At 59.5% G+C, this 19078-nt stretch carries 14 protein-coding genes and 2 tRNA genes; 8 read left to right on the forward strand and 8 right to left on the reverse strand.

Annotated elements, in window-relative coordinates; all coding sequences use genetic code 11:
* The gene (locus tag Q8M73_12495; protein ID MDP2289369.1) at nt 1-2067 is read right to left on the reverse strand and encodes a prolyl oligopeptidase family serine peptidase; all 2067 of its coding nucleotides are present in this window, start codon (nt 2065-2067) and stop codon (nt 1-3) included.
* A 22-nt stretch (nt 2068-2089) separates the two neighbouring features.
* Here Q8M73_12495 and Q8M73_12500 point away from each other — a divergent pair, with 22 nt between their 5' ends.
* On the forward strand, nt 2090-3502 hold the full coding sequence (locus Q8M73_12500; GenBank protein ID MDP2289370.1) for an amidase: 1413 nt from the start codon (nt 2090-2092) through the stop codon (nt 3500-3502).
* A gap of 7 nt (nt 3503-3509) precedes the next feature.
* Nucleotides 3510-5648, forward strand: coding sequence for a 4-alpha-glucanotransferase (gene malQ, locus Q8M73_12505; protein MDP2289371.1), 2139 nt, complete (start codon nt 3510-3512; stop codon nt 5646-5648).
* On the opposite strand, the gene pepN is transcribed toward malQ, so the two are convergent.
* Entirely contained in the window at nt 5649-8210 is a 2562-nt protein-coding gene (gene pepN, locus Q8M73_12510; GenBank protein ID MDP2289372.1) for an aminopeptidase N, read from the reverse strand. It lies immediately after the preceding gene.
* Between the two features lie 47 nt (nt 8211-8257).
* Here pepN and Q8M73_12515 point away from each other — a divergent pair, with 47 nt between their 5' ends.
* Both Q8M73_12515 and Q8M73_12520 read left to right on the forward strand, forming a co-directional pair.
* Nucleotides 8258-8845 (forward strand): disulfide bond formation protein DsbA, encoded by a 588-nt coding sequence (locus Q8M73_12515; protein ID MDP2289373.1) that lies wholly within the window; start codon nt 8258-8260, stop codon nt 8843-8845.
* The gene (locus Q8M73_12520) at nt 8845-9456 is read left to right on the forward strand and encodes a DsbA family protein (GenBank protein MDP2289374.1); all 612 of its coding nucleotides are present in this window, start codon (nt 8845-8847) and stop codon (nt 9454-9456) included. Before Q8M73_12515 ends, Q8M73_12520 begins: the two co-directional genes overlap by 1 nt.
* Here Q8M73_12520 and Q8M73_12525 read toward each other — a convergent pair.
* The 3 genes from Q8M73_12525 to Q8M73_12535 all read right to left on the reverse strand — a co-directional run bounded on the left by Q8M73_12525 (nt 9453) and on the right by Q8M73_12535 (nt 12302).
* Entirely contained in the window at nt 9453-10130 is a 678-nt protein-coding gene (locus Q8M73_12525) for a DUF429 domain-containing protein (GenBank protein MDP2289375.1), read from the reverse strand. The genes Q8M73_12520 and Q8M73_12525 overlap by 4 nt on opposite strands.
* A gap of 70 nt (nt 10131-10200) precedes the next feature.
* The gene (locus Q8M73_12530; protein MDP2289376.1) at nt 10201-11808 is read right to left on the reverse strand and encodes an MDR family MFS transporter; all 1608 of its coding nucleotides are present in this window, start codon (nt 11806-11808) and stop codon (nt 10201-10203) included.
* A complete protein-coding gene (locus tag Q8M73_12535; protein ID MDP2289377.1) occupies nt 11805-12302 on the reverse strand; it encodes a MarR family transcriptional regulator in 498 nt (165 codons plus the stop codon). The genes Q8M73_12530 and Q8M73_12535 overlap by 4 nt, the downstream gene beginning before the upstream one ends.
* A 108-nt stretch (nt 12303-12410) precedes the next feature.
* Here Q8M73_12535 and Q8M73_12540 point away from each other — a divergent pair, with 108 nt between their 5' ends.
* Nucleotides 12411-13856 carry a CoA transferase gene (locus Q8M73_12540; protein MDP2289378.1) on the forward strand — a complete coding sequence of 482 codons (1446 nt, stop codon included), beginning with the start codon at nt 12411-12413 and terminating at the stop codon, nt 13854-13856.
* Nucleotides 13857-13859: 3 nt separating this feature from the next.
* On the opposite strand, the gene Q8M73_12545 is transcribed toward Q8M73_12540, so the two are convergent.
* Nucleotides 13860-14492: a response regulator transcription factor gene (locus Q8M73_12545; protein ID MDP2289379.1), complete on the reverse strand. Its 633-nt coding sequence runs from the start codon at nt 14490-14492 to the stop codon at nt 13860-13862.
* Between the two features lie 61 nt (nt 14493-14553).
* On the opposite strand from Q8M73_12545, the gene Q8M73_12550 reads away from it, so the two are divergent.
* Nucleotides 14554-16587 (forward strand): hypothetical protein, encoded by a 2034-nt coding sequence (locus tag Q8M73_12550; GenBank protein ID MDP2289380.1) that lies wholly within the window; start codon nt 14554-14556, stop codon nt 16585-16587.
* On the opposite strand, the gene Q8M73_12555 is transcribed toward Q8M73_12550, so the two are convergent.
* Together Q8M73_12555 and Q8M73_12560 are read right to left on the reverse strand one after the other, a co-directional pair.
* Nucleotides 16533-17312, reverse strand: a complete 780-nt coding sequence (locus Q8M73_12555) for an SDR family oxidoreductase (GenBank protein MDP2289381.1) — start codon at nt 17310-17312, stop codon at nt 16533-16535. The genes Q8M73_12550 and Q8M73_12555 overlap by 55 nt on opposite strands.
* Nucleotides 17313-17381: 69 nt before the next feature.
* Nucleotides 17382-17455, reverse strand: a tRNA-Gly gene (locus tag Q8M73_12560).
* Nucleotides 17456-17510: 55 nt separating this feature from the next.
* Between Q8M73_12560 and Q8M73_12565 the strand changes: the two genes are divergently transcribed.
* Together Q8M73_12565 and tig are read left to right on the forward strand one after the other, a co-directional pair.
* Nucleotides 17511-17586 (forward strand) — tRNA-Pro (locus tag Q8M73_12565).
* A gap of 56 nt (nt 17587-17642) precedes the next feature.
* Nucleotides 17643-19013 carry a trigger factor gene (gene tig, locus Q8M73_12570; protein ID MDP2289382.1) on the forward strand — a complete coding sequence of 457 codons (1371 nt, stop codon included), beginning with the start codon at nt 17643-17645 and terminating at the stop codon, nt 19011-19013.
* The last annotated feature ends 65 nt before the right edge of the window (nt 19014-19078 follow it).

Here is a 19078-nt window from a genome sequence, read left to right on the forward strand (position 1 = left end):
TCAGACCTGCATTCCTGTCCACCTTGCCATGAAGGCAAGGGTCTCAGCAGATTCCTGAACAGATTTGCTCATCGAGCGTGCACCGTGACCAACATCTCCTTCAGCGCGCAGCAGGATCGGACGGTCACCGGACGTAGCGGCCTGCAATGCGGCGGCCATCTTGCGCCCATGCATCGGATCGGTGCGCGTGTCGTTGTCGAACACTGCAATCATTGTCGCGGGGTAATCGACCGACTCATCCACGCAGTGGTACGGGGAGTAGTTGATGAGCCACTTGAACTGCTCGGGATCGCTCGGATCACCATATTCAACTGTCCACGTGGGTCCGAGCTCGGATTCGACGTATCGAATCATGTCGAGCAAGGGCGCGACACAGACCACGGCATTGAAGAGCGTGGGTTCCTGCGTAATTGCTGCACCAACGAGCAAGCCGCCGTTGGATCCGCCGTAGACCGCGAGTTGCTGTGGGGTGGTCCAGCCCTCGACCGCCAAATAGCGAGCAGCTGCATGGAAGTCGTCGTAGACATTCTGCTTGCGATCCAGCATGCCGGCGCGGTGCCATTCCTCGCCTTCCTCACCGCCACCTCGCAGGCAGGCAACGGCCCAGACGCCTCCGGCCTCCACCCAGGCCAAAGTGGCAGCGGAGTAGCCCGGTGTCATGCCAATTCCGAAGCCGCCGTAGCCGTACAACACTGTGGGACGCGGTCTATCGGGTGCTTGTGTCGGCGAGATGATGAACATTCGCACGACCGTGCCATCTGGCGATTCGTAGGTGACAAGCGATGAGTGAACTTTGGGGACGTCGACTGCCCCAGGTGGCGATGCAAAGAGCGTCACCTCGCGGGTGCGTCCATCCAATTGGTACACATGCGGAACTGTTGCGTGGTCGGTGTAGACAAACCAGATGACGGGGCCGCCATCGATGTGCTCGATGGGTCCGCTTGTCGTGCCGGCACCCGGCAACGCGATCTGCTCTATGAAGCTTCCGTCATCGGCTCGGTGCAATGCCATTTCGCCGACCCCATGACGGGTTCTGGAAACCACGAGCATTGGAAACTCGAGTTCGTCGCCGTCGAGAAGGGCGAAGGAGTCAAACACTGCACCGGGATCTTCTGGGATGAGATCAGTCCAGTTGGACCAGTCGTTCGGATCAACCAAGGCAAGACGTGCGCGAGGCGCATCAAGGTCAGTGGAAACATAGATGCGCCCATCTCGCCCAAAGGAAATCGAGGATTGCGCATCGACATCACCCTGCACAAGGGTGAACGATGGCTGCTCGGGGGAGCACTCGTGCAAGTCTGCAACCCACAGATCGTTGCGTGGCTCGGTGCCTTCAGATGCGCTGATCTCCAGCCATCGGCCGTCGCGACTGACGTGCACGCCGTAGTAGTTCGTCTTGTTCATGCCAGCACCGAACACCAGTTGATCTTCATCGGATCCAACGCGATGGAGATAGACGCGACGATGGAAGTTCTGTTCCGACTGTGGCAGGAGTTCAGGTGCAATGCGTCGCACGTAGTAGAAGGCGTCACCACCAAGCAGCCACGCAATGGGTGAGAAGCGGCAACGATCAAGTGGACCATCCAGAATCTCGCCGCTTGCAACGTCCATCACATAGAGCACGGACTCCTCTGTTCCGCCTACGGAGATCTGATACGCAATTCGGTCGCCCTCTTTGGTGGGCTGCCAGCTGTCGAGAGTCGTGAGGCCACTGGGATCAAGCGCCATCGGATCAATGAGGGTGCGCTCCTCACCGTTCTCGCGTACCAGGAGCGAGGCGAACTGCTCGCCAGGCAGGCGGCGCAGGAAGAAGGTGCGGTCACCGCGGTAGTACGGCGGTGAAATCGTGCCAGCGCCCAGCAACAGCTCCATGCGCTCGGCGAACTGCTCGCGCATCGTCCAGCCACCGCGCTCTTCCTGCATGAGCAGCGCCTGTGCCTCAAGCCAAACACGCGTGGAGGGGTCCGTGGAATCCTCCAACCAGCGATACGGGTCGGGCACGACAGTCCCGTGATAGGTGTCCGCAATATCGGAGCGCGGGGCAATCGGGTAGGTCGGCTTGGTCACGTATCCACCATAGGCTGCTCCTGTGGCGCAGTTGCATGACCTCACGGCTCTTGAGCAGGGCCAGGCGATCGCCAGTGGTGAGGTCTCATCCCTTGAGCTCACTGACCACTACCTGGCCCGCGCCGAACTACTCGACGAAGAGCTTGGTGCCTTTGCTATTCGCACCCCCGAATTGGCTCGCCAGCAAGCCATCACAGCTGACGGCGAACGAGAGCGGGTCGGGCTTTCGCCGCTGCACGGTGTGGTCATCCCACCCAAGGATTTGAACTCCTGGGCCGGTGTGCGCTGCCGGATGGGGTCGCTGGCCTTTGACTTTGTTCCTCACACCAACGACTACACAGTGATCCGCATGCGTGAGGCTGGCTTTGTATTCACGGGCAAGACGAATACCCCGGAATTTGGATTGCCCGCCTACACCGAGTCCAATGTTTGCCCGCCTGCCCGCACGCCTTGGGACTTGGCTCGATCGGCGGGAGGCTCCAGCGGTGGGGCGGCAACCGCTGTTGCATCGGGGCTCGTTGCTGCTGCTGTTGGCTCTGATGGCGGCGGCTCGATTCGCATCCCAGCAAGCTGCTGCGGCCTCGTTGGCATCAAGCCAAGTCGTGGGCGAGTGTCAGTTGGGCCGGCTGGTGAAAGCATCGGAGAACTCGGCGTGCAAGGCCCGCTGGCTCGAACTGTTGCAGATGCCGCAGCAGTGTTGGACGCTCTGAGTGGTTCCTTCGTCGGCGACCGATCGCCAGCACCAGCGTTGGCTCGCGGGTCTTCCTTTCTCCAGGCCAGTCAGCAAGACCCGCCCAAGCTGCGCATCGGACGCCTTGCCACGCCAATCCTGGTTGAGACCGAGGTTGATCCCGAATGCCTGCTTGCATACGAGCGCACTTCGACTCTTCTTGAGCAGTTGGGTCATCGGGTGGAAGACATCGCTATGCCTTTTGATCCAGAGCTCTTCGCGGTCTTTGAAATGTTGTGGAGCTGCCTAGCTGCTGCGATCCCTCTCGATGCCGTTCAAGAGCAGCAGGTCACCCCACTGACACGCTGGTTGCGAACTGAGGGAAGTCGGGTGACAGGTCCAGAGCTCACTGTCGCCGTCTCAGTTCTGCGCACTCTTGCGCGAAAGGCGATGCAGAGCACAAGCGATGTCGATGTGATCCTGACACCGACTCTGGCGCAGCTTCCATCTGCAATTGGTGCTCTTCGCAATGATGCAGACCCGGCAGCAGACTTCGCAGCCCAGACGGCGTTCACGCCGTTCACTGCTCCCTTCAATCTCACTGGGCAGCCGGCCATCAGCGTGCCGGTGCAATGGACCGCAGCCGGGCTGCCCGTGGGTATCCAATTGATTGGTCGCCTATATGACGAATACACGCTGATTTCACTGGCCGCTCAACTTGAGACTGCGCAGCCTTGGAATACTCGACATCCAGCGAACTGGTGAGGTGCTCATGACAGATTCCACTCGACCTCCCGGATTGGTGGAGTTGGCGGCTGCCTGCGGCGTGGCCACCGAGTACTGGGATCAGGCTGGCAATCAGATCGAGGTTCAGCCGGACACGCTCCTGGCTGTGCTGACTTCAATGGGACATGACACCTCGTCCCTTGACAAGATCGAACAGTCCTTGGTTGAAGTGCAGCTGCGCAATTGGCGTCGAATGCTCCCCGTGTACGTCGTTGGCGTGCAGGGCCAGGAGCGTCGACTCTGGGTGCATGTACCAGATGGACAACCAGCGCAAGCGTGGGTGAGCTCTGACTCGGGCGTGCGCACGGAACTCACTCAGATGGATTTCTGGGTTGCACCGCTGGAAGTCGATGGCGCAATGGTTGGTGAGGCGAGTTTTGCCATTCCGGCTGATCTGCCAATTGGCTACTACACGGTTCACGCACTCTCGGGTGATGTAGAAGCCACCACGAGTTTGGCCATGACTCCCGATCGCTTGCAGCCCGAAGTCATGGCGGGCGAGCGCCAGTGGGGATTCATGACGCAGTTGTACGCCACACGTTCGCAGCAATCCTGGGGCCTTGGCGATCTGCATGATGCTGGGCAGTTGGCAGCGTGGAGCGCAAAGGAGTTCGGAGCGGGTTTCCTGCTCATCAATCCGCTGCATGCGGCGGCCCCTTCAGGGCCGATGGCCCCATCGCCATATCTGCCCGTCACCCGGCGCTTCGCCAATCCGATGTATCTGCGAATCGAAGACATCCCCGAGGCCTTGAGTCTGCGTCGCAAGGATCGCAAACACGTCGGACATTTGGCGGCAAGGCTCCAGGTCACCAACCGATCAACGGAGTACCTGGAGCGAGATGCGGTCTGGACGGCGAAGCGCGATGCACTCCTGCGGATATTCCAGGCGGGGCTTTCTCAGCAACGAGCAGCGCAATTCGCCGAATACTGTGTGAATGAAGGCCAAGGATTAGTTGACTTCGGCCTGTGGTCAACCTTGTGTGATGTCTTCGGGCACAAGCCTGCAGACTGGCCAGAGATCTATGCCGATCCGCATTCGCCGGCACTACGTGCATTCTTGAACGAGTACTCACTGGACGTGCAGTTCCACATGTGGATGCAGTGGATCCTCAATGAGCAGCTGGCGGTTACCCAAGCAGCCGCAAGATCCGCAGGCATGGCCGTCGGCATCATTCACGATCTTGCTGTTGGCGTGCACCCTGAAGGCGCCGATGCCTGGTCGCTGCGCCACGTGCTCGCACAGGGCATGGGTGTTGGAGCGCCGCCTGACATGTACAACCAGCTCGGGCAAAACTGGCACCAGCCTCCTTGGCAGCCTGAGGCACTGGCCGAGTCTGCCTACCTTCCGTATCGCGACATGCTGCGCACAGTGATGCGCAACGCGGGTGGCCTGCGCATCGATCATGTGCTGGGGCTGTTCCGCCTGTGGTGGGTCCCGTCTGGCATGCCTGCGGATCAAGGCACCTTTGTCACCCTTGACCACGAGGCAATGATCGGCATACTGCTTCTGGAAGCCCATCGCGCAGGGGTGCTGGTCATCGGCGAAGATCTGGGCACAGTCGAGCCCTGGGTGCAAGAAGTCTTGCGTGAGCGCGGAATTCTGGGCACCAGCATTCTGTGGTTCGAGCAGTGGGAGTCCGGCGCGATCAAGGTTCCGACCGATTGGCGACGTGAAGTACTCGCATCAGTCACCGTTCATGACCTGCCGCCGACAGCTGGATTTCTTCGCGATGAGCACGTGCGTATTCGCCATGAATTGAATCTGCTTTCACAGACACTTGAAGACGAACGAGCCAATGCCAGCAAGGACCGCGAGCAATGGGCCACGTACCTGCGCGAGCGCGAATGGTTGGCTGCGGATGCGGATCTGAGCACCGATGCCGGCCTTGATGCCATGGCTCTTGCTCTTCATCGAGCCCTGGCCGCGTCACCGGCTCGACTGCTGGGCATTGCTCTGCCAGATGTGATCGGGGACCGGCGGGCACAGAATCAGCCGGGCACAGATCAGGAGTACCCGAACTGGCGGGTCCCGATGACTGATGCCCAAGGCACCCCTGTGCTGCTGGAAGACTTGTTTGCGCGGACGCCTGCGGTGCGAGATTTCGTCGGCTCGTTGCTCTCCTAGTTAGGCATCGCGAGCCTGGGTGCGTATGGAGCGCTCAACTCCATCGCGACCCTCACTGATCAAACGGCGGCCTGCGGTACTCAGGTCTGCCGCTTCGGGGCTGGCCAGCAGCTCATCGGTGAGGCGCAAAGTCTCGGTGTCGGCCAGCAGGAATGGGTACATGCCGACGGTCAGCTCCTGGGCGATCTCATGCGTGCGATCACGCCAGATCCGGGCAATCTGCGTGAAGTACCGCTGACGGAACTCCGCGAGCAGTGCGCGCTGGTCAGGTTGCACAAAGCCGGCAAGTGTCGCACCGACAATGGCATTGGGAAGGTCGGTGCGCTCGAACAGATCGTTCCAGGCCGTCTCCTTGGCCTGGAGTTCTGGCCGAGCTGCCCTTGCTGATGCTGCGTGCCGGCGACCTGTGGCGGTGTCGTCGGTCGCGAGCTCGGCATCGATGGCGGATTCGTCGAGCTTGCCAGTGACGACCAGTCGGTGAAGCAAGAACCAACGCAGATCAGTGTCGACCTCAAGGCCGGTCCATGACGTGCTGCCGTCCAGAAGTGAAGCAACAACTGCGAGATCCGCATCGGTGCGTGCAGCGCCGACAAATGCTCTTGTGTACGCAAGCTGATGATCGCTTCCGGCCTCTGCTGCTTGAGCCAGTTCCAGCATGGCCGTTGCCAGTCGATCGTTATAGGCATCGCGATTCGCGATGGAGGCATACTGATCAATTGCGCTCTTCAGCTGTCGAAGTACGCCTTGGACCACGCCGATATCTGTCTCGTGTGCCGTGCCACTGAGGACTAGAGCGAGGTAGTCGCCTGTGGAGACTTCAGCGTCTCGGGTCATGTCCCAGGCAGCACCCCAGATCACCGCTCGTGCAAGCGAGTCGTCGATGTCACCGAGGTGATCAACTGCAGTGGACCAGGAGCGTTCGTCGAGCCGGATCTTGGCGAAGGTGAGATCACCGTCGTTCAACAGCAGGAGGTCGGGCTGCTTCAGGCCTACCAGTTCGGCGATGTCAGCTCTGGCCCCGTTGATGTCCACTTCAATTCGCTTGCGCAGCAGCAGACGATCGCCGCTGAGGTCGTACAGCCCAATGCCCAGTCGATGCGAGCGCAAGATCGGAGTGATGCCAGCTGGTGAGGTCGGTGGCTCCTGCTCGACCACGACTGACGTGTACCTGCCCTCAGCGTCGATTTCCACGAGGGGACGCAGGAGGTTGACTCCACTGGTCTTGAGCCATTCATCTGTCCATGAGGACAGATCACGTCCCGACGTTGCCTCGAGTTCCACAAGCAGATCGGGCAGCTGGGTGTTCTTCCATGCGTGCTTGACGAAGTATTGGTGCAGACCGTCGAGGAATTCCTTTTCGCCGACCCATGCAACGAGCTGTCGTAACGCGGAGGCACCCTTGGCGTAGGTGATGCCATCGAAGTTCACGCGAACTGAGTCCAAGTCGACCATGTCAGCTGCGATCGGATGAGTTGATGGCAGCTGGTCCTGCCGATAGGCCCATGCCTTGCGCTGGTTGGCGAAGGTGGTCCATGCATCGCTGTAGCGGGTGGCGTGAACGTTGGCATAGTGCGCAGCCCACTCCGCGAAGGATTCATTGAGCCAGAGGTCATCCCACCAGGTCATCGTCACCAAGTCGCCGAACCACATATGTGCCATCTCGTGCAGGATGGTGTTTGCGCGTTGTTCGTATGAAGCGTCGGTCACTCGTGACCGGAAGATGAGGTCTTCGAGGAATGTCACGCAGCCGGCGTTCTCCATGGCACCTGCGTTGAACTCGGGTACAAAAAGCTGGTCGTACTTGGCAAATGGGTAGGGCACTTTGAACTGCTCTTCGAAGAAGGCGAAGCCCTGCTTGGTGATCAGCAGGATGTCATCGACGTCCAGGTACTGCGCCAGAGAAGAGCGGCAGTAGACGCCCAGCGGATAGCTGCCATGGGCCCCTTCATAGACGTCGTCCACGCGGTGGTAGGGCCCGGCCACGATTGCGGTGATGTAGGTCGACATCACCGGTGTGGCAGCAAATTCCCAGCGGGAGACGCCTTCGCGCACTGGAATTGCTGCGGGGGAGGGGTTGTTGGAGACGACCTGCCAATGCGAAGGGGCTGTGACCCGAAGTTCGAATTCGGCCTTGAGATCTGGCTGCTCGAAGCAGGCATACATCCGGCGGGCGTCGGCAGATTCAAACTGGGTGTAGAGATAGGTCTCATTGTCGACCGGATCAACGAAACGGTGGAGACCCTCACCGGTATTCATATACGTGGCATTGGCGGTGATCCTTGCGGTGTTGTCCGCGAGCAGGTTCGGCAACTCGATGCGGGCGCCGTTGACGACTTTGGACACATCGAGTTGTTCGCCGTTGAGCTCGACTGACTGCACATCAGCAATATGGTCCAGCCAGGTTGATGAACCCGGAGTCACACAGCCAAATGTCACGGTGGTGGTCACCGGGAAGGTCGCTCCAGATCCCGAGAGGTCCAGATCCACGACGTATCGGTGACTGCTCAGCAGTGCCGCGCGTTCGGCTGCCTCTGCCCGGGTGAGGTTCTCGTTGTTCGCCATGAGCCGATCCTGCCATCCTCTGTTTGCCGCTGAGCTAGCGTGGCGGTGTGACCACTTCCGTTGACTTCTGGATCGACCCGTCGTGTGACTGGGCGTGGGTGACGGCGCGGTGGCTCCAAGAGGTGCAGAGCATGCGGGACATTGAAGTGCACTGGCGGGTGATGTCCCTTGGGCTGCTCGACGATAGCGCCGCTGCCAGCATCAAGCCGGTGCGCGCAATCGAAGCTGCTCGCGCTCAAGGCGGAGATGAGTCTGCTCGCAGATTGCTGTTCGCCATCGGGCAGCGGATCAATGTCCAGGGCAATTCAGATATCACGGCAGTCATTGCGCAAGCAGTTGCCGAATGCGGCTTGTCTTCCTCTGTCGCACAGGCGGTAGAGACGACAGAATTCGATGCTGCCGTGCGTGCGAGTCATGACGCGGCGCTCTTGCTCGGTGGTGAAGGAGTCGGCACACCGATCATTGGCATTCCCGGGCCAGGTGGTGAGCGGGTCGGCTACTTCGGCCCAGTGGTGACGCAGACCCCGCGCGGTGAAGCTGCCGGTCGCCTCTGGGACGGCCTGTTGATTCTTGCCTCGCACCCAGGTTTCTATGAATTGAAAAAGGAACGCCAAGCGAGAGTGGTGTGCGACTGATGCAGGCAACATTCTGGATCGATCCGATGTGCCCTTGGGCCTGGATCACCTCGCGCTGGATGGTCGAAGTCGAGAAGGTGCGAGACGTCAGCGTTACTTGGAACATCATGTCTCTGGGCGTGCTCAATGAGAACAATGATGTCTCCGAGGACTACAAGCGACTCATCGCGCGCACTTGGCGTCCGGCTCGCGTTCTGTGTCGCGCGCGAGAATTGCACGGAGACGCCGTTGTCTTCCCCCTCTTCTCCGCTTTGGGAACACGGTTTCACGTGGACAAGCGCAAGGACATGGACGCGGTCATTGCCGAAGCGCTAGCCGAAGTTGGGCTCGAAGCCGAACTCGCGTCGGCTGCAGATGATCCGCAGTACGACCAGCTCGTGCGCGCCGCGCATGCCACGGCAGTGGAAATCTCCGGTGCCGGTGTCGGCACGCCGGTGATCGCAATTGAAGGACTTGATGGAAAGCCGGTTGGCTTCTTCGGTCCGATCATCACGCCGATTCCCCGTGGTGAAGATGCCGGCCATCTCTGGGACGGATTTGTACTGGTAGCTCAGGTGCCTGGCGTTGTTGAGATCAAGCGTGCGCGCACCCTGGGTCCAGTCGTGGACTAGGCCCAGATGGTTGGTCCTCGGCCTTTAGCGGGCCAGCGCTGGGCAATGCCGTGATCAATGCGAAGTGCGCCAGCCAGTGCGGCAAGTGAGTCCAGAGCGTCGTCGACTGGCACGTCAGGTGGGCAGTTCTTCATCAGGAGAGCGCAGCTCGTTCCAAGAGTGGTGAGCCAAGGATCAAGAATGCGAATACGCGTTCCGACTCCCCGCGCGCTCTTCTTCGGTGGCGGGACGACCCCGCCATCGAGTGCGGCAAAGACCAGTTCTGGGTGTACCTCGTGCAATCGCTTGTCAGGTAGCAGAGCATTCGCAGCCAGAATTCGTTCGCTCAGTGCCAGCGCCTGACGACTCACCCCGGAGCCAGTGAGTGCAATGCTGAGGGCCTGAGTGCTTTCGTTCGGAGCTTGCAGCCCCAGTTCGAGCACCGGGCGCGGCGGGATCATGAACACACGTGAGTGATGTGCGCCGAGTGCAGCCTTGGTCTGGCGGTCACAGTCACGCCAGCCTGTCGCCACCAGTTTGAGTGGGATATCGATTGCGACGATTGAGCAACTCCGCACAGTGGCTTTGAGTTCGTGGATACCACAGGTGTGCCAGCTGATCTGTTGATCTGCAAGAACGGCAGCGATCCAGCCCTTGGGGTAGCCATCTATGCCGACCAAGGCCCCCGAAGTCACGTCCGGATCCTTGCACTGACCTGTCAGGGCTCGTGCATCGTGTCGGCGCTTGCGTGGATTCGAAGCGAACTCAATCGAATGGCAGGGGCTCCAACTCGCGTTCCTTGCCCACCAGTGGCGACAAGCGAACTTCCTTCAAGAAGAGCGCGAGCACGAATCCGATCAGCAGCAATGGCGAGGCAACAAGGAACACGTGAGCCATAGCGCTGGAGTAGGCATCAAGCACGATGTCATGCAGCGCCCCGGGCAGTGAATCAATCTTAGAAATGGCCGCAGTCAACTGCGAGACATCGGTGTTCCTGGCAGTAGTTGCGGGAAGCGCTTCAGTGATGTTCTTGGTCAACTGTGTCGCCATGATCGCGCCGAACACGGCAGTGCCGAAGGTTCCTCCGATCGATCGGAAGAAGGTGCTGCCGCTGGTGGCTACACCCACATCCTTGACATGCACCGAGTTCTGCACGGACAACACCAAGACCTGCATCGTGGAGCCCATGCCGACGCCGAGAACGAACAAACTGACAGCGAGGTACCAGTAGGGAGTTTCGGTTTGAATCCGGCTCAGCAGCAGCATTCCGGTGAAGGCCATCGCCGTTCCGAAAATCGGGAAGATCTTGTATCGACCAAGTCGTGAAGTCAGTTGACCCACGGTGATGGATGCCGAAGCCATACCGGCCATCATCGGCACCATCTTGAGCCCGGCCTGAGTCGGTGTCGCGCCTTGCACGATCTGCATGAATACCGGCATGAAGATGATCGCGCCGAACATGGCCAGGCCCACGACAAAGCCAATAGAACTGGAGACGGCAAATATCGGGTTGCGGAACAGCGACATCGGAACCATGGGCTCCTCAACTCGCAACTCATGCCACACAAAGACAGACAGCAGGATGATTGCAGCGGCGGCCATCAGCAGAATCGCGGATGAGCCCCAGTCGTATCTGCTGCCACCCCACTCGGCGATGAGCAGCAGTGTGCTGACGCCAGCGACCATCAGCGCAGCACCGATGTAGTCGATCTTGTGCTGGACCTTCTTGGTTGGCACATTGAAGACGGCAGCGATGATGAAGAAGGCTGCGATACCCAGCGGAATGTTGATGTAGAAGATCCATCGCCAGTTCAGTGACTCAACGAAGAATCCACCCAGCAATGGGCCAGCCACGCTGGCGAATGCAAAGACTGATGTGAACAGGCCGGTGTAGCGGCCACGTTCGCGAGGCGGGATGACGTCGGCGATGCTCGCCATTGCCAGGACCATGATTCCGCCGCCGCCGAGTCCCTGGAGCCCTCTCGACAGGATCAGCCATTCCATCGATTGGGATGCGCCTGCCAAGAAGGAAGCCAGCAGGAACAGCACGATGGCGATCTGCAACATGATCTTGCGGCCGTAGAGATCTGAAATCTTGCCCCAGATCGGTGTTGATGCAGTTGATGCAAGCAGATACGCGGTCACCACCCAGGACAGCGAGCTCAAGCCGTTCAAGTCACTGGTGATGGTGGGGAGCGCAACCGACACGATGGTCTGGTCGATCGCGGCGAGAAACATCGTGAGCATCAGCGAGCCCATGATCAGCGCAAGTCGTCGACCGACAATTCGATCCTCCGAAGGTGCCCCCTCGGCAATCAGTGCTGCAACCGGATCTGCAGTCAGACCAGGATCCTGATCCTGGGTAGTGCTCATGCGTGCTCCGATTCAGCAATGGTGCGATCAAAATCCAGAACGAATTTCTCGAGTAATTGGCCAAGTGCGACTCGTTCAGCCTCGGGCCATTGGGACATGACTTGCTCAAGAAGCGCTACGCGTGCACGTGTAGCTGCTTGCAGGTGCTCACGGCCACTTTGCGAAATGTCGACCCACTGCACCCGGCGGTCATTGGCGTCCGGGGTGCGGGTGACAAGGCCATCGTCAGCCATCGAACAGATATGGCGACTCACAGTCGACGGGTCCAGCATGAGGAACTGTGAAAGGTCAGCCGAGCGCATCGGGCCTTCGTTTGAGATCTTGCTGAGCATCGCATTGACCGTTGCCTGCTCGCGCTGGCGAGCGTTGAAGCGCTTGCCGATGTTCATGAGCTCGATCAGGGAGAAGGCGACCTGAGAGTTCGCAGAATCATGCACGGCGTCGGCAACAACAGCCCGGGTCCGCTCGCGATGGAGGTTAGTTGGTTGCGGCATGCAACTATCGTAGTGAACGAGTGTTCACTGAGCAAATCAGGGCCGGCCTCTGCTGACTCGCCGGCCTGCACCGCTAATCTCGCCGTACTTTCCATCTAAGGAGCAGCAGTGGCCACGGTAGACAGCCCAAGCACACAACAGGCCCTGGACATGATCCAGACTGCGCTGGGTAGAAATGAGGCGAAGTATTCCGGCAAGGTCTGGATCACTGGACAGGATCCAGTGCTGGCTTCCCGTCATCGTTTCGGTGAAATCATGGCCGCTGCTCAGGCTTCCCTTGGCATGGCGCTTGGGGATATCTGGGTTGCTCGCGGTGGTCAGCCGCAGGACGTGCGGACGGATGTCACCAATGCTGTGCACCAACACCACGGCGTTGCGTTCATGCGCCAGAATGGCCGTCAGTTGGGCTTCACGGATACCGGTACTCCGGGCTCCTTTGATGACCCGATCGCTGGTGAGTTCTACCCAACTAAAGATGGCCGGTTCATAAAGTTCGAACTGCTCTACCCCCGGCTTGGCGACGCTGTCTACCGCGTGCTGAAGTGCGCACCGACCCAGAGAGCAGTCGAGGCAGCGACCATGCAGTGGAACGCAGAAGAACTCGAGTTGGCCATCCGCGACGAAGGCGGCGCGGTCGGTGTTGTCCGTTCCCCTGAGGAATGGCGTCTGCATCCCGTTGGGGCACGCTTGGCCGCCAAGCCAGTTGTTGAGTTGACCAAAATCGGTGAGAGCGATCCAATTCCACTACCAAGCGGACTGCCGGCTGGCGGACAGCCACTGGCCGGAATCAAGGTGCTCGACAGCACCCATGTCATTGGGGGCCCGATCACCGCTCGGACACTTGCCGAATTCGGTGCTGATGTTCTCCATCTTTCGCGCGTTGACTATCCCGACCACATGAACTGGCGAATGGAAACAGATATCGGCAAGCGCGCGGCCTACTGTGATTTCAGAGATTCGGCAGATCATCAGCAGTTCGCTCGTCTCCTGCAAGATGCCGATGTCTTCACCTGCTCCTACCTGAATCTTGATCAGAAGGGGATATCACCGCGCACCCTTGCCACCATGAGGCCAGGCATCATCGCCCACGAGCTTCGATGCTTCGACTTTGAAGGGGAGTGGGCGAACTTCAGGGGCTTTGACATGCTTGCGGTGACGGTATCGGGCTACGTGGACGTTGAAGGTGCAGTCGATGCGCCGATGATGCCGGTCCAGGCGATCTTTGCTGACTATCTAGCCGGATACGTTGGCGCCGCAGCAGTCAGCGCGGCGCTGTTGAAGCGCGCTGATGAAGGTGGCAGCTATCAGGTGCGCGTCTCACTGACTCGGATGGCGATGTGGGCCCAAGAAATCGGATTGCTGGACGAGGCAGCGCTTTCGGGAGCGAAGGCGTGGTCGGATCTTGTGCGTGAAGTTGATCTGCCTACAGCGCTGATCGATAGTCCTTTTGGTGAGATCACCTATCTTCCCAGTTTGATCCAGATGACCGACGTCCGACCTGGTTTTGTGCGTGGACCCCAACCGCTGGGTTCGTCGCTACTCGCCTGGGAGTAGCGATCAAGGGAGCATGCCCTCCGAGCGTGCCTGTTGATAGAGCTCTGTCTTGGTCGAGAGCGGATTGCCAGACCTTGCGTATTTGGCTCGCACTCGCTTGATGTACTCCTGTGCAGTGCCAACGGAGACATCCATTTGTCGCGCAACGGAGGTCATCTTCAGGCCAGATGCATACAGGGTCATGGCCATTCGTTCGCGTTCGGACAGTTCTACGGTCAATTCGGGGCTCGCCAACAAGGCTGCAGCGATCTCTGGCGACATGTACTGCTCGCCGTTGATGGTGGCCTGTACTGCGTGCATGAACAGTTCGACCTCGGCCTGCTTGGAGATGAATCCGAGCGCTCCAGCCAGCAGCGTTGAACGCACAAGAGCTGGATCGCCGAGCGCACTGACCACGAGAATCGGCACGCCGCTTGCTTGGAGGGCTTCGACATTGCTCACCGGTGATCGGTGATCGCCAAGGTCAAGATCCAAGATTGCGCAGTCGCAACCAGCCGCGTCGATTTTGACTACGGCCTGCGCGACAGATGCACCTTCGTAACAGATTTCGATCTCACCGAAGCCGCGACTGAGATTGTCCGCGAGGGCTCGTCGCACCAATGGGTGATCATCGAGAATCACAAAGCGCAGCGCCAATCGAACCCCCGGTGTGTGTCAGCAATTGGATACTATCGGCCCCGAGAGTGGGGGGTTTGGCGTGGAACGAGTTGTGCCGCAACTTCCTGGCGCAGGAGAAGCGCTTCGAAGCCTGGCTAATCTCGTTCTGATTGTGGCCGGAATTACGGCCTACGCAACACTTGCTCTTACTCTTGTCCCAAATCTTGCGCTCGTGGGCACTGCTTCGACTTTGGTGCTGTTTGCCAGCATCGCAGTTTGGTGCTGCGGTTTTCTCCCGGCGTTTGCAGCCGAACGTGCGGGGATTCAGTGCTACGCCTTGGTGGGGCTCCTCGCCGCACCGTATGTGTTGAGCACGACCTGTCTTCTTCCATGGATAGACATGGGTCTCATCGGTATCAGTGCCATCCTGGGCGCGGTTATCGCAATGCCTTTGCCGAGAGCTCTGTGGGTAATTGGCTACGTGGTTGCGCTGGACATTGCGCAGATTTACCTGCCCCGACCGACGGTGGCCATCTCAGATAATTCACTTCCCGTGATCGGGCTCTGGGCGGGGCCTGCATTCTTGCTGGTGGCTGGCGTTGGACTGGCTATTTGGCGCAACAACTGGGCGGCGTCTGCAAAGGCAACAGATGACGAATTCGTCTCCGCTCAGCAGGCGCTGCTGAACGGCCGACGGGATCAATCCGTACTGGCGGCGCAGCATCAGAGCCAACGTCGGCTCCACGAAACCATGCTCAACACCCTGTTCGCGGTCGGAAGTGGAGTTGGCCGAACCAATCGGAGTCTTGTTCAGCAAACATGCAAGTCCGACCTCGGCCACCTTGATCCTGGGTCGCGATACGTGACCGCGGTTGCCGTGGAAACAGTCGCGCTCGACGCAGCCGATGTGATGCAGGGGCAATTGCTTGTTGAGATCCTTGGTGAAGCGGATGTCCAGGTCTCTGCGATTGCTGCTGGAGCGCTGCGTGATGCCATTGTTGAAGCGCTTCGCAATGTGTTGCGGCACGCGCACGCAACCCGTGCTGAGATCCACCTCTTCCAAGGAGGCGCATCTGTCTTCGTGAGAATTGTTGACCACGGGGTTGGATTCTCCAGAGTTGCAGATCAGCGCTTTGGTCTGAAGCAGGCAATCCAGGAGCCAATTGAAATCTTGGGCGGATCTGTCAGGGTGACTTCTGAGCCGGGGGAGGGCACTGAGGTAGAACTGACCGTGCCCATTGAAGCCGTCATTGTTGAACCAGAGACTGGTCCGCCGGTTCTCAATGTCGTCGTCGGACCACGCTCGGCGCGCTTGGCCGCCATCAGTCCAGTTTATTTTGGCCTGGCAACCGTGGGAATGGTGTGCACGCTGTACGCACATTGGTGGATCTTGTTGAGCGCCTATCTGGTGTTTGCGGCATGCGTGATCGCTGGAGCTCTCTGGTGGGATTCCTGGTTCATGCGCCCGTTGGCAATCCTCACTTTCGTGGCATTGGCCATCACATTTCTCGTCCTGTTGATCCCCGCATTGCATGAGAATCACTCCGCCGGGCATGACGAGGCCGGAACCATCACCTTCTATTGGCTGGTGAATGCCGGCTTCGTGGCAACTGTGATCGCAATGCTGGCGCTTCCGCCACGTGTCTACGCATGGCTTCCGTTAAGCCTGCCGTTTGCCGCCGCAGCGTTGATCATCATGAAGAGCGCTGAGACTTCCTCCATGGATCGATTCGCGTCACTTGTGCAGGCGCTGGCCTTCATGGGTCTTACGGTCTACGCCGTCACGACGATCTTCAAGGCCATCGAAGTCCAGCGCGGTCAAGCGCTGGCAACCTGGAGCCGAGTCCACGATTTAGAAACGCGCACTCAAGAGGAATTCCATTGGGACAACACCATCAGAGGCGTGCCTGATTCTGTCGTCTCCCTTGTCTCGGGCATCGCCAGTGGGGAGTTGGATCCCGGCGATGAAGGGGTGATTGCCGCTGCTCGCGAACAGGAGCGCGTCCTTCGCTGGTATCTCCTGGAGATGCGCGAACGGGGCAGTGAACGGCCAGCGAGCCTGCGTCCAATCGGGCGACGTCAGATAGCCGAACTCATGCCGCCATCGAGATTCAGCGCCGAACCGGTGACGTAAGAGGAACGATCCGATAGCAGGTAGGCGCCGAGGTCTGCGAACTCGTCAAGTTCGCCCACTCTTCCCAGCGGAATCTGTGAGTTCCTGGCCAGATTCTCGTAGATCCCTCCAAGGGGCTCACCGCTTTCTTCTGCGCGCCGCTCCCATTGATTTGACTTGATGATGCCGATGAGAATGGCGTTGACCCGGATTCCATCGGCGGCCAATTCCTTCGAAGCAGCTTTTGTCATGGCCAGCCCCGCTGCCCGAGAAGCGCTTGAGGGAAGTGAGCCCGCTGCGGCAGCCCGGGCCGCAATTGCCAGAACATTGATGATCGAGCCGCCGCCGGCGCTTCGCATATGGGGAAGCGTTAGACGAATCAGGCGCGCAGCGGCGACAACCTTGAGATCAAAATCGTCTGTCCATTGCTGATCTGTCAGATCTGAGACGCGGTTGCCTGAGGCGGCTCCGGCATTGTTGACCAGGCCGTCAATTCGACCCCAAGCATCGACAACCGAACTCACGAGCCGCTCCATGTCGTCGGGCTCAGTGACGTCCGCTGTGATGGCAAGGAGTCGATCGCGATAGGCCGCAAGCCCGCTTTGTGCCTGGGCAAGTCTTTGTGGATTCCGTCCGCAGATCGCCACCCGTGCGCCTTCCACAAGCAGGCCCCTGGCCAGAGCGGCCCCGAGTCCGTCTGTTCCACCCGTGATCACCACGACCTTGTTGTGCAGGTGCAGATCCATTCTTGGATGCTAACGACCAGCCACTGGCCCCACCGGCCCTCGCGGCCGTTCGGTGGCGAATACATGCTGTGGAGCGGGTGACCGGGATCGAACCGGCATGGCCAGCTTGGAAGGCTGGGGCTCTACCATTGAGCTACACCCGCGGGCAGTGCGAAGTGGAGTCTAGCGGTACGTCTAGACTGCTCACTCGGCCAAACGCGGGGCGTAGCGTAGTGGCTAGCGCGCCTGCTTTGGGAGCAGGAAATCGCAGGTTCGAGTCCTGTCGCCCCGACCATCAAACCGAGCTATTTGCTCGGATTTGGTTGCCCCACCAATCAGGAGTGAACTGTTGTGAAGAGCGACGTCGAGAGCCTTTCCCCCACGCGAGTCAAGCTGACCATTGAGGTCCCGTTCGACGAGCTCAAGCCCTCATTTGATGAGGCCTACGCGACGATCGGCAAGCAGGTGAGCGTGCCTGGCTTCCGCAAGGGCAAGGTGCCCGCTCGCGTGATCGAGCAGCGATTTGGTCGTGGGGCGGTAATCGACGAAGCAGTGAACAATCACGTGCCCAAGGCGTACACCGAGGCCCTTCGCAGCAACAACATCACGCCGGTTGGTCGCCCTGATGTTGAAGTCACTGAGGTCAAGGATGGCGAGCTCATCTCCTTCACAGCTGAGGTTGATGTCCGCCCAGACTTCGAGCTTCCTGCCCTGGACACAGTCCGAGTCGAGGTCGGCAATGCCGTGCCGTCAGACGAAGACATCGATGCACAGTTGACCTCTCTTCGCACCCGCTTCGCCACCCTCAAGGATGTTGAGCGCGGAGCCGAGGACGGCGACGTGCTGCTGGTTGATATCGCAGGCATGACACCTGAAGGCGACACTGTCGAGGATCTGGTTGGCAACGCGCTGTCCTATGAGCTCGGCAGCGAAGGCATGCTGCCTGGCTTTGATGACGCTGTGCGCGGCGCTGCAAAGGATGGCGAAGTCACCTTCACATTTGTTCCGCAGAACGGCGACTGGACCAATGTCGAACTCGATGTGCACGTCAAGGTTCAAGCAGTGCGCGAGCGCGAACTTCCGGAATTGAATGACGATTTCGCCCAGTTGGCTTCAGAGTTCGACACGGTTGACGAACTCCGCGCGGACCTCTCCACGCGTCTGGTGCGCATGAAGAAGATCGAGCAGGTCGGTGAGGCTCGCGAGAAGACCCACGAGGCACTGCTGGATCTCCTTGACATTCCACTGCCTGAAGGCGTCATCGCCGCTGAGGTCGAAGATCACTTCCACGATGGTCATGAAGGCGACGAGACCCACCGGGCTGAGGTTGAAGAGCAGGCGCGTAAGTCACTCAAGAGCCAGTTCATTCTTGACAAGATCGCCGAGACCGAAGAGATCTCGGTTGGCGAGTCGGAGCTGTCATCCTGGTTGGTGCAGAACGCGCCTCGCTACGGCATGGCTCCAGAGCAGTTTGCTCAGGCACTGGTCGAAGCCGATCAGGTCCCGATGGCCATTCAGGACATCCGACGTGGCAAGGCCCTGGCCGCTGCCATGAAGCAGGTGTCTGTTGTTGACGCAGACGGCAATGCGGTTGATCTGGATGCGCTTGAGGCTGAACTCAATGAGATCCCAGGCCTTGAGGATTTCTCGATCGCAGATGCCGCCGAAGACGATGATCATGACCACGAAGGCCATGATCATGAAGGTCACAGCCACGCCTAGTCAGCTCGGTTTCTCATAGTCCTAACGCGGGTGCGGCCTTCGGGCCGCACCCGCGTTTTGGCTGG

The sequence above is a fragment of the Actinomycetota bacterium genome (assembly GCA_030684515.1).
GTDB lineage: Bacteria > Actinomycetota > Actinomycetes > S36-B12 > S36-B12 > UBA11398.

What these genes read in the sequence shown, in the direction of transcription:
- malQ (MDP2289371.1), top strand. Translation starts at nt 3,510, where the DNA reads ATGACAGATTCCACTCGACCTCCCGGATTGGTGGAGTTGGCGGCTGCC.
- pepN (MDP2289372.1), bottom strand. Translation starts at nt 8,210, where the DNA reads ATGGCGAACAACGAGAACCTCACCCGGGCAGAGGCAGCCGAACGCGCG.
- Q8M73_12520 (MDP2289374.1), top strand. Translation starts at nt 8,845, where the DNA reads ATGCAGGCAACATTCTGGATCGATCCGATGTGCCCTTGGGCCTGGATC.
- Q8M73_12530 (MDP2289376.1), bottom strand. Translation starts at nt 11,808, where the DNA reads ATGAGCACTACCCAGGATCAGGATCCTGGTCTGACTGCAGATCCGGTT.
- Q8M73_12535 (MDP2289377.1), bottom strand. Translation starts at nt 12,302, where the DNA reads ATGCCGCAACCAACTAACCTCCATCGCGAGCGGACCCGGGCTGTTGTT.
- Q8M73_12555 (MDP2289381.1), bottom strand. Translation starts at nt 17,312, where the DNA reads ATGGATCTGCACCTGCACAACAAGGTCGTGGTGATCACGGGTGGAACA.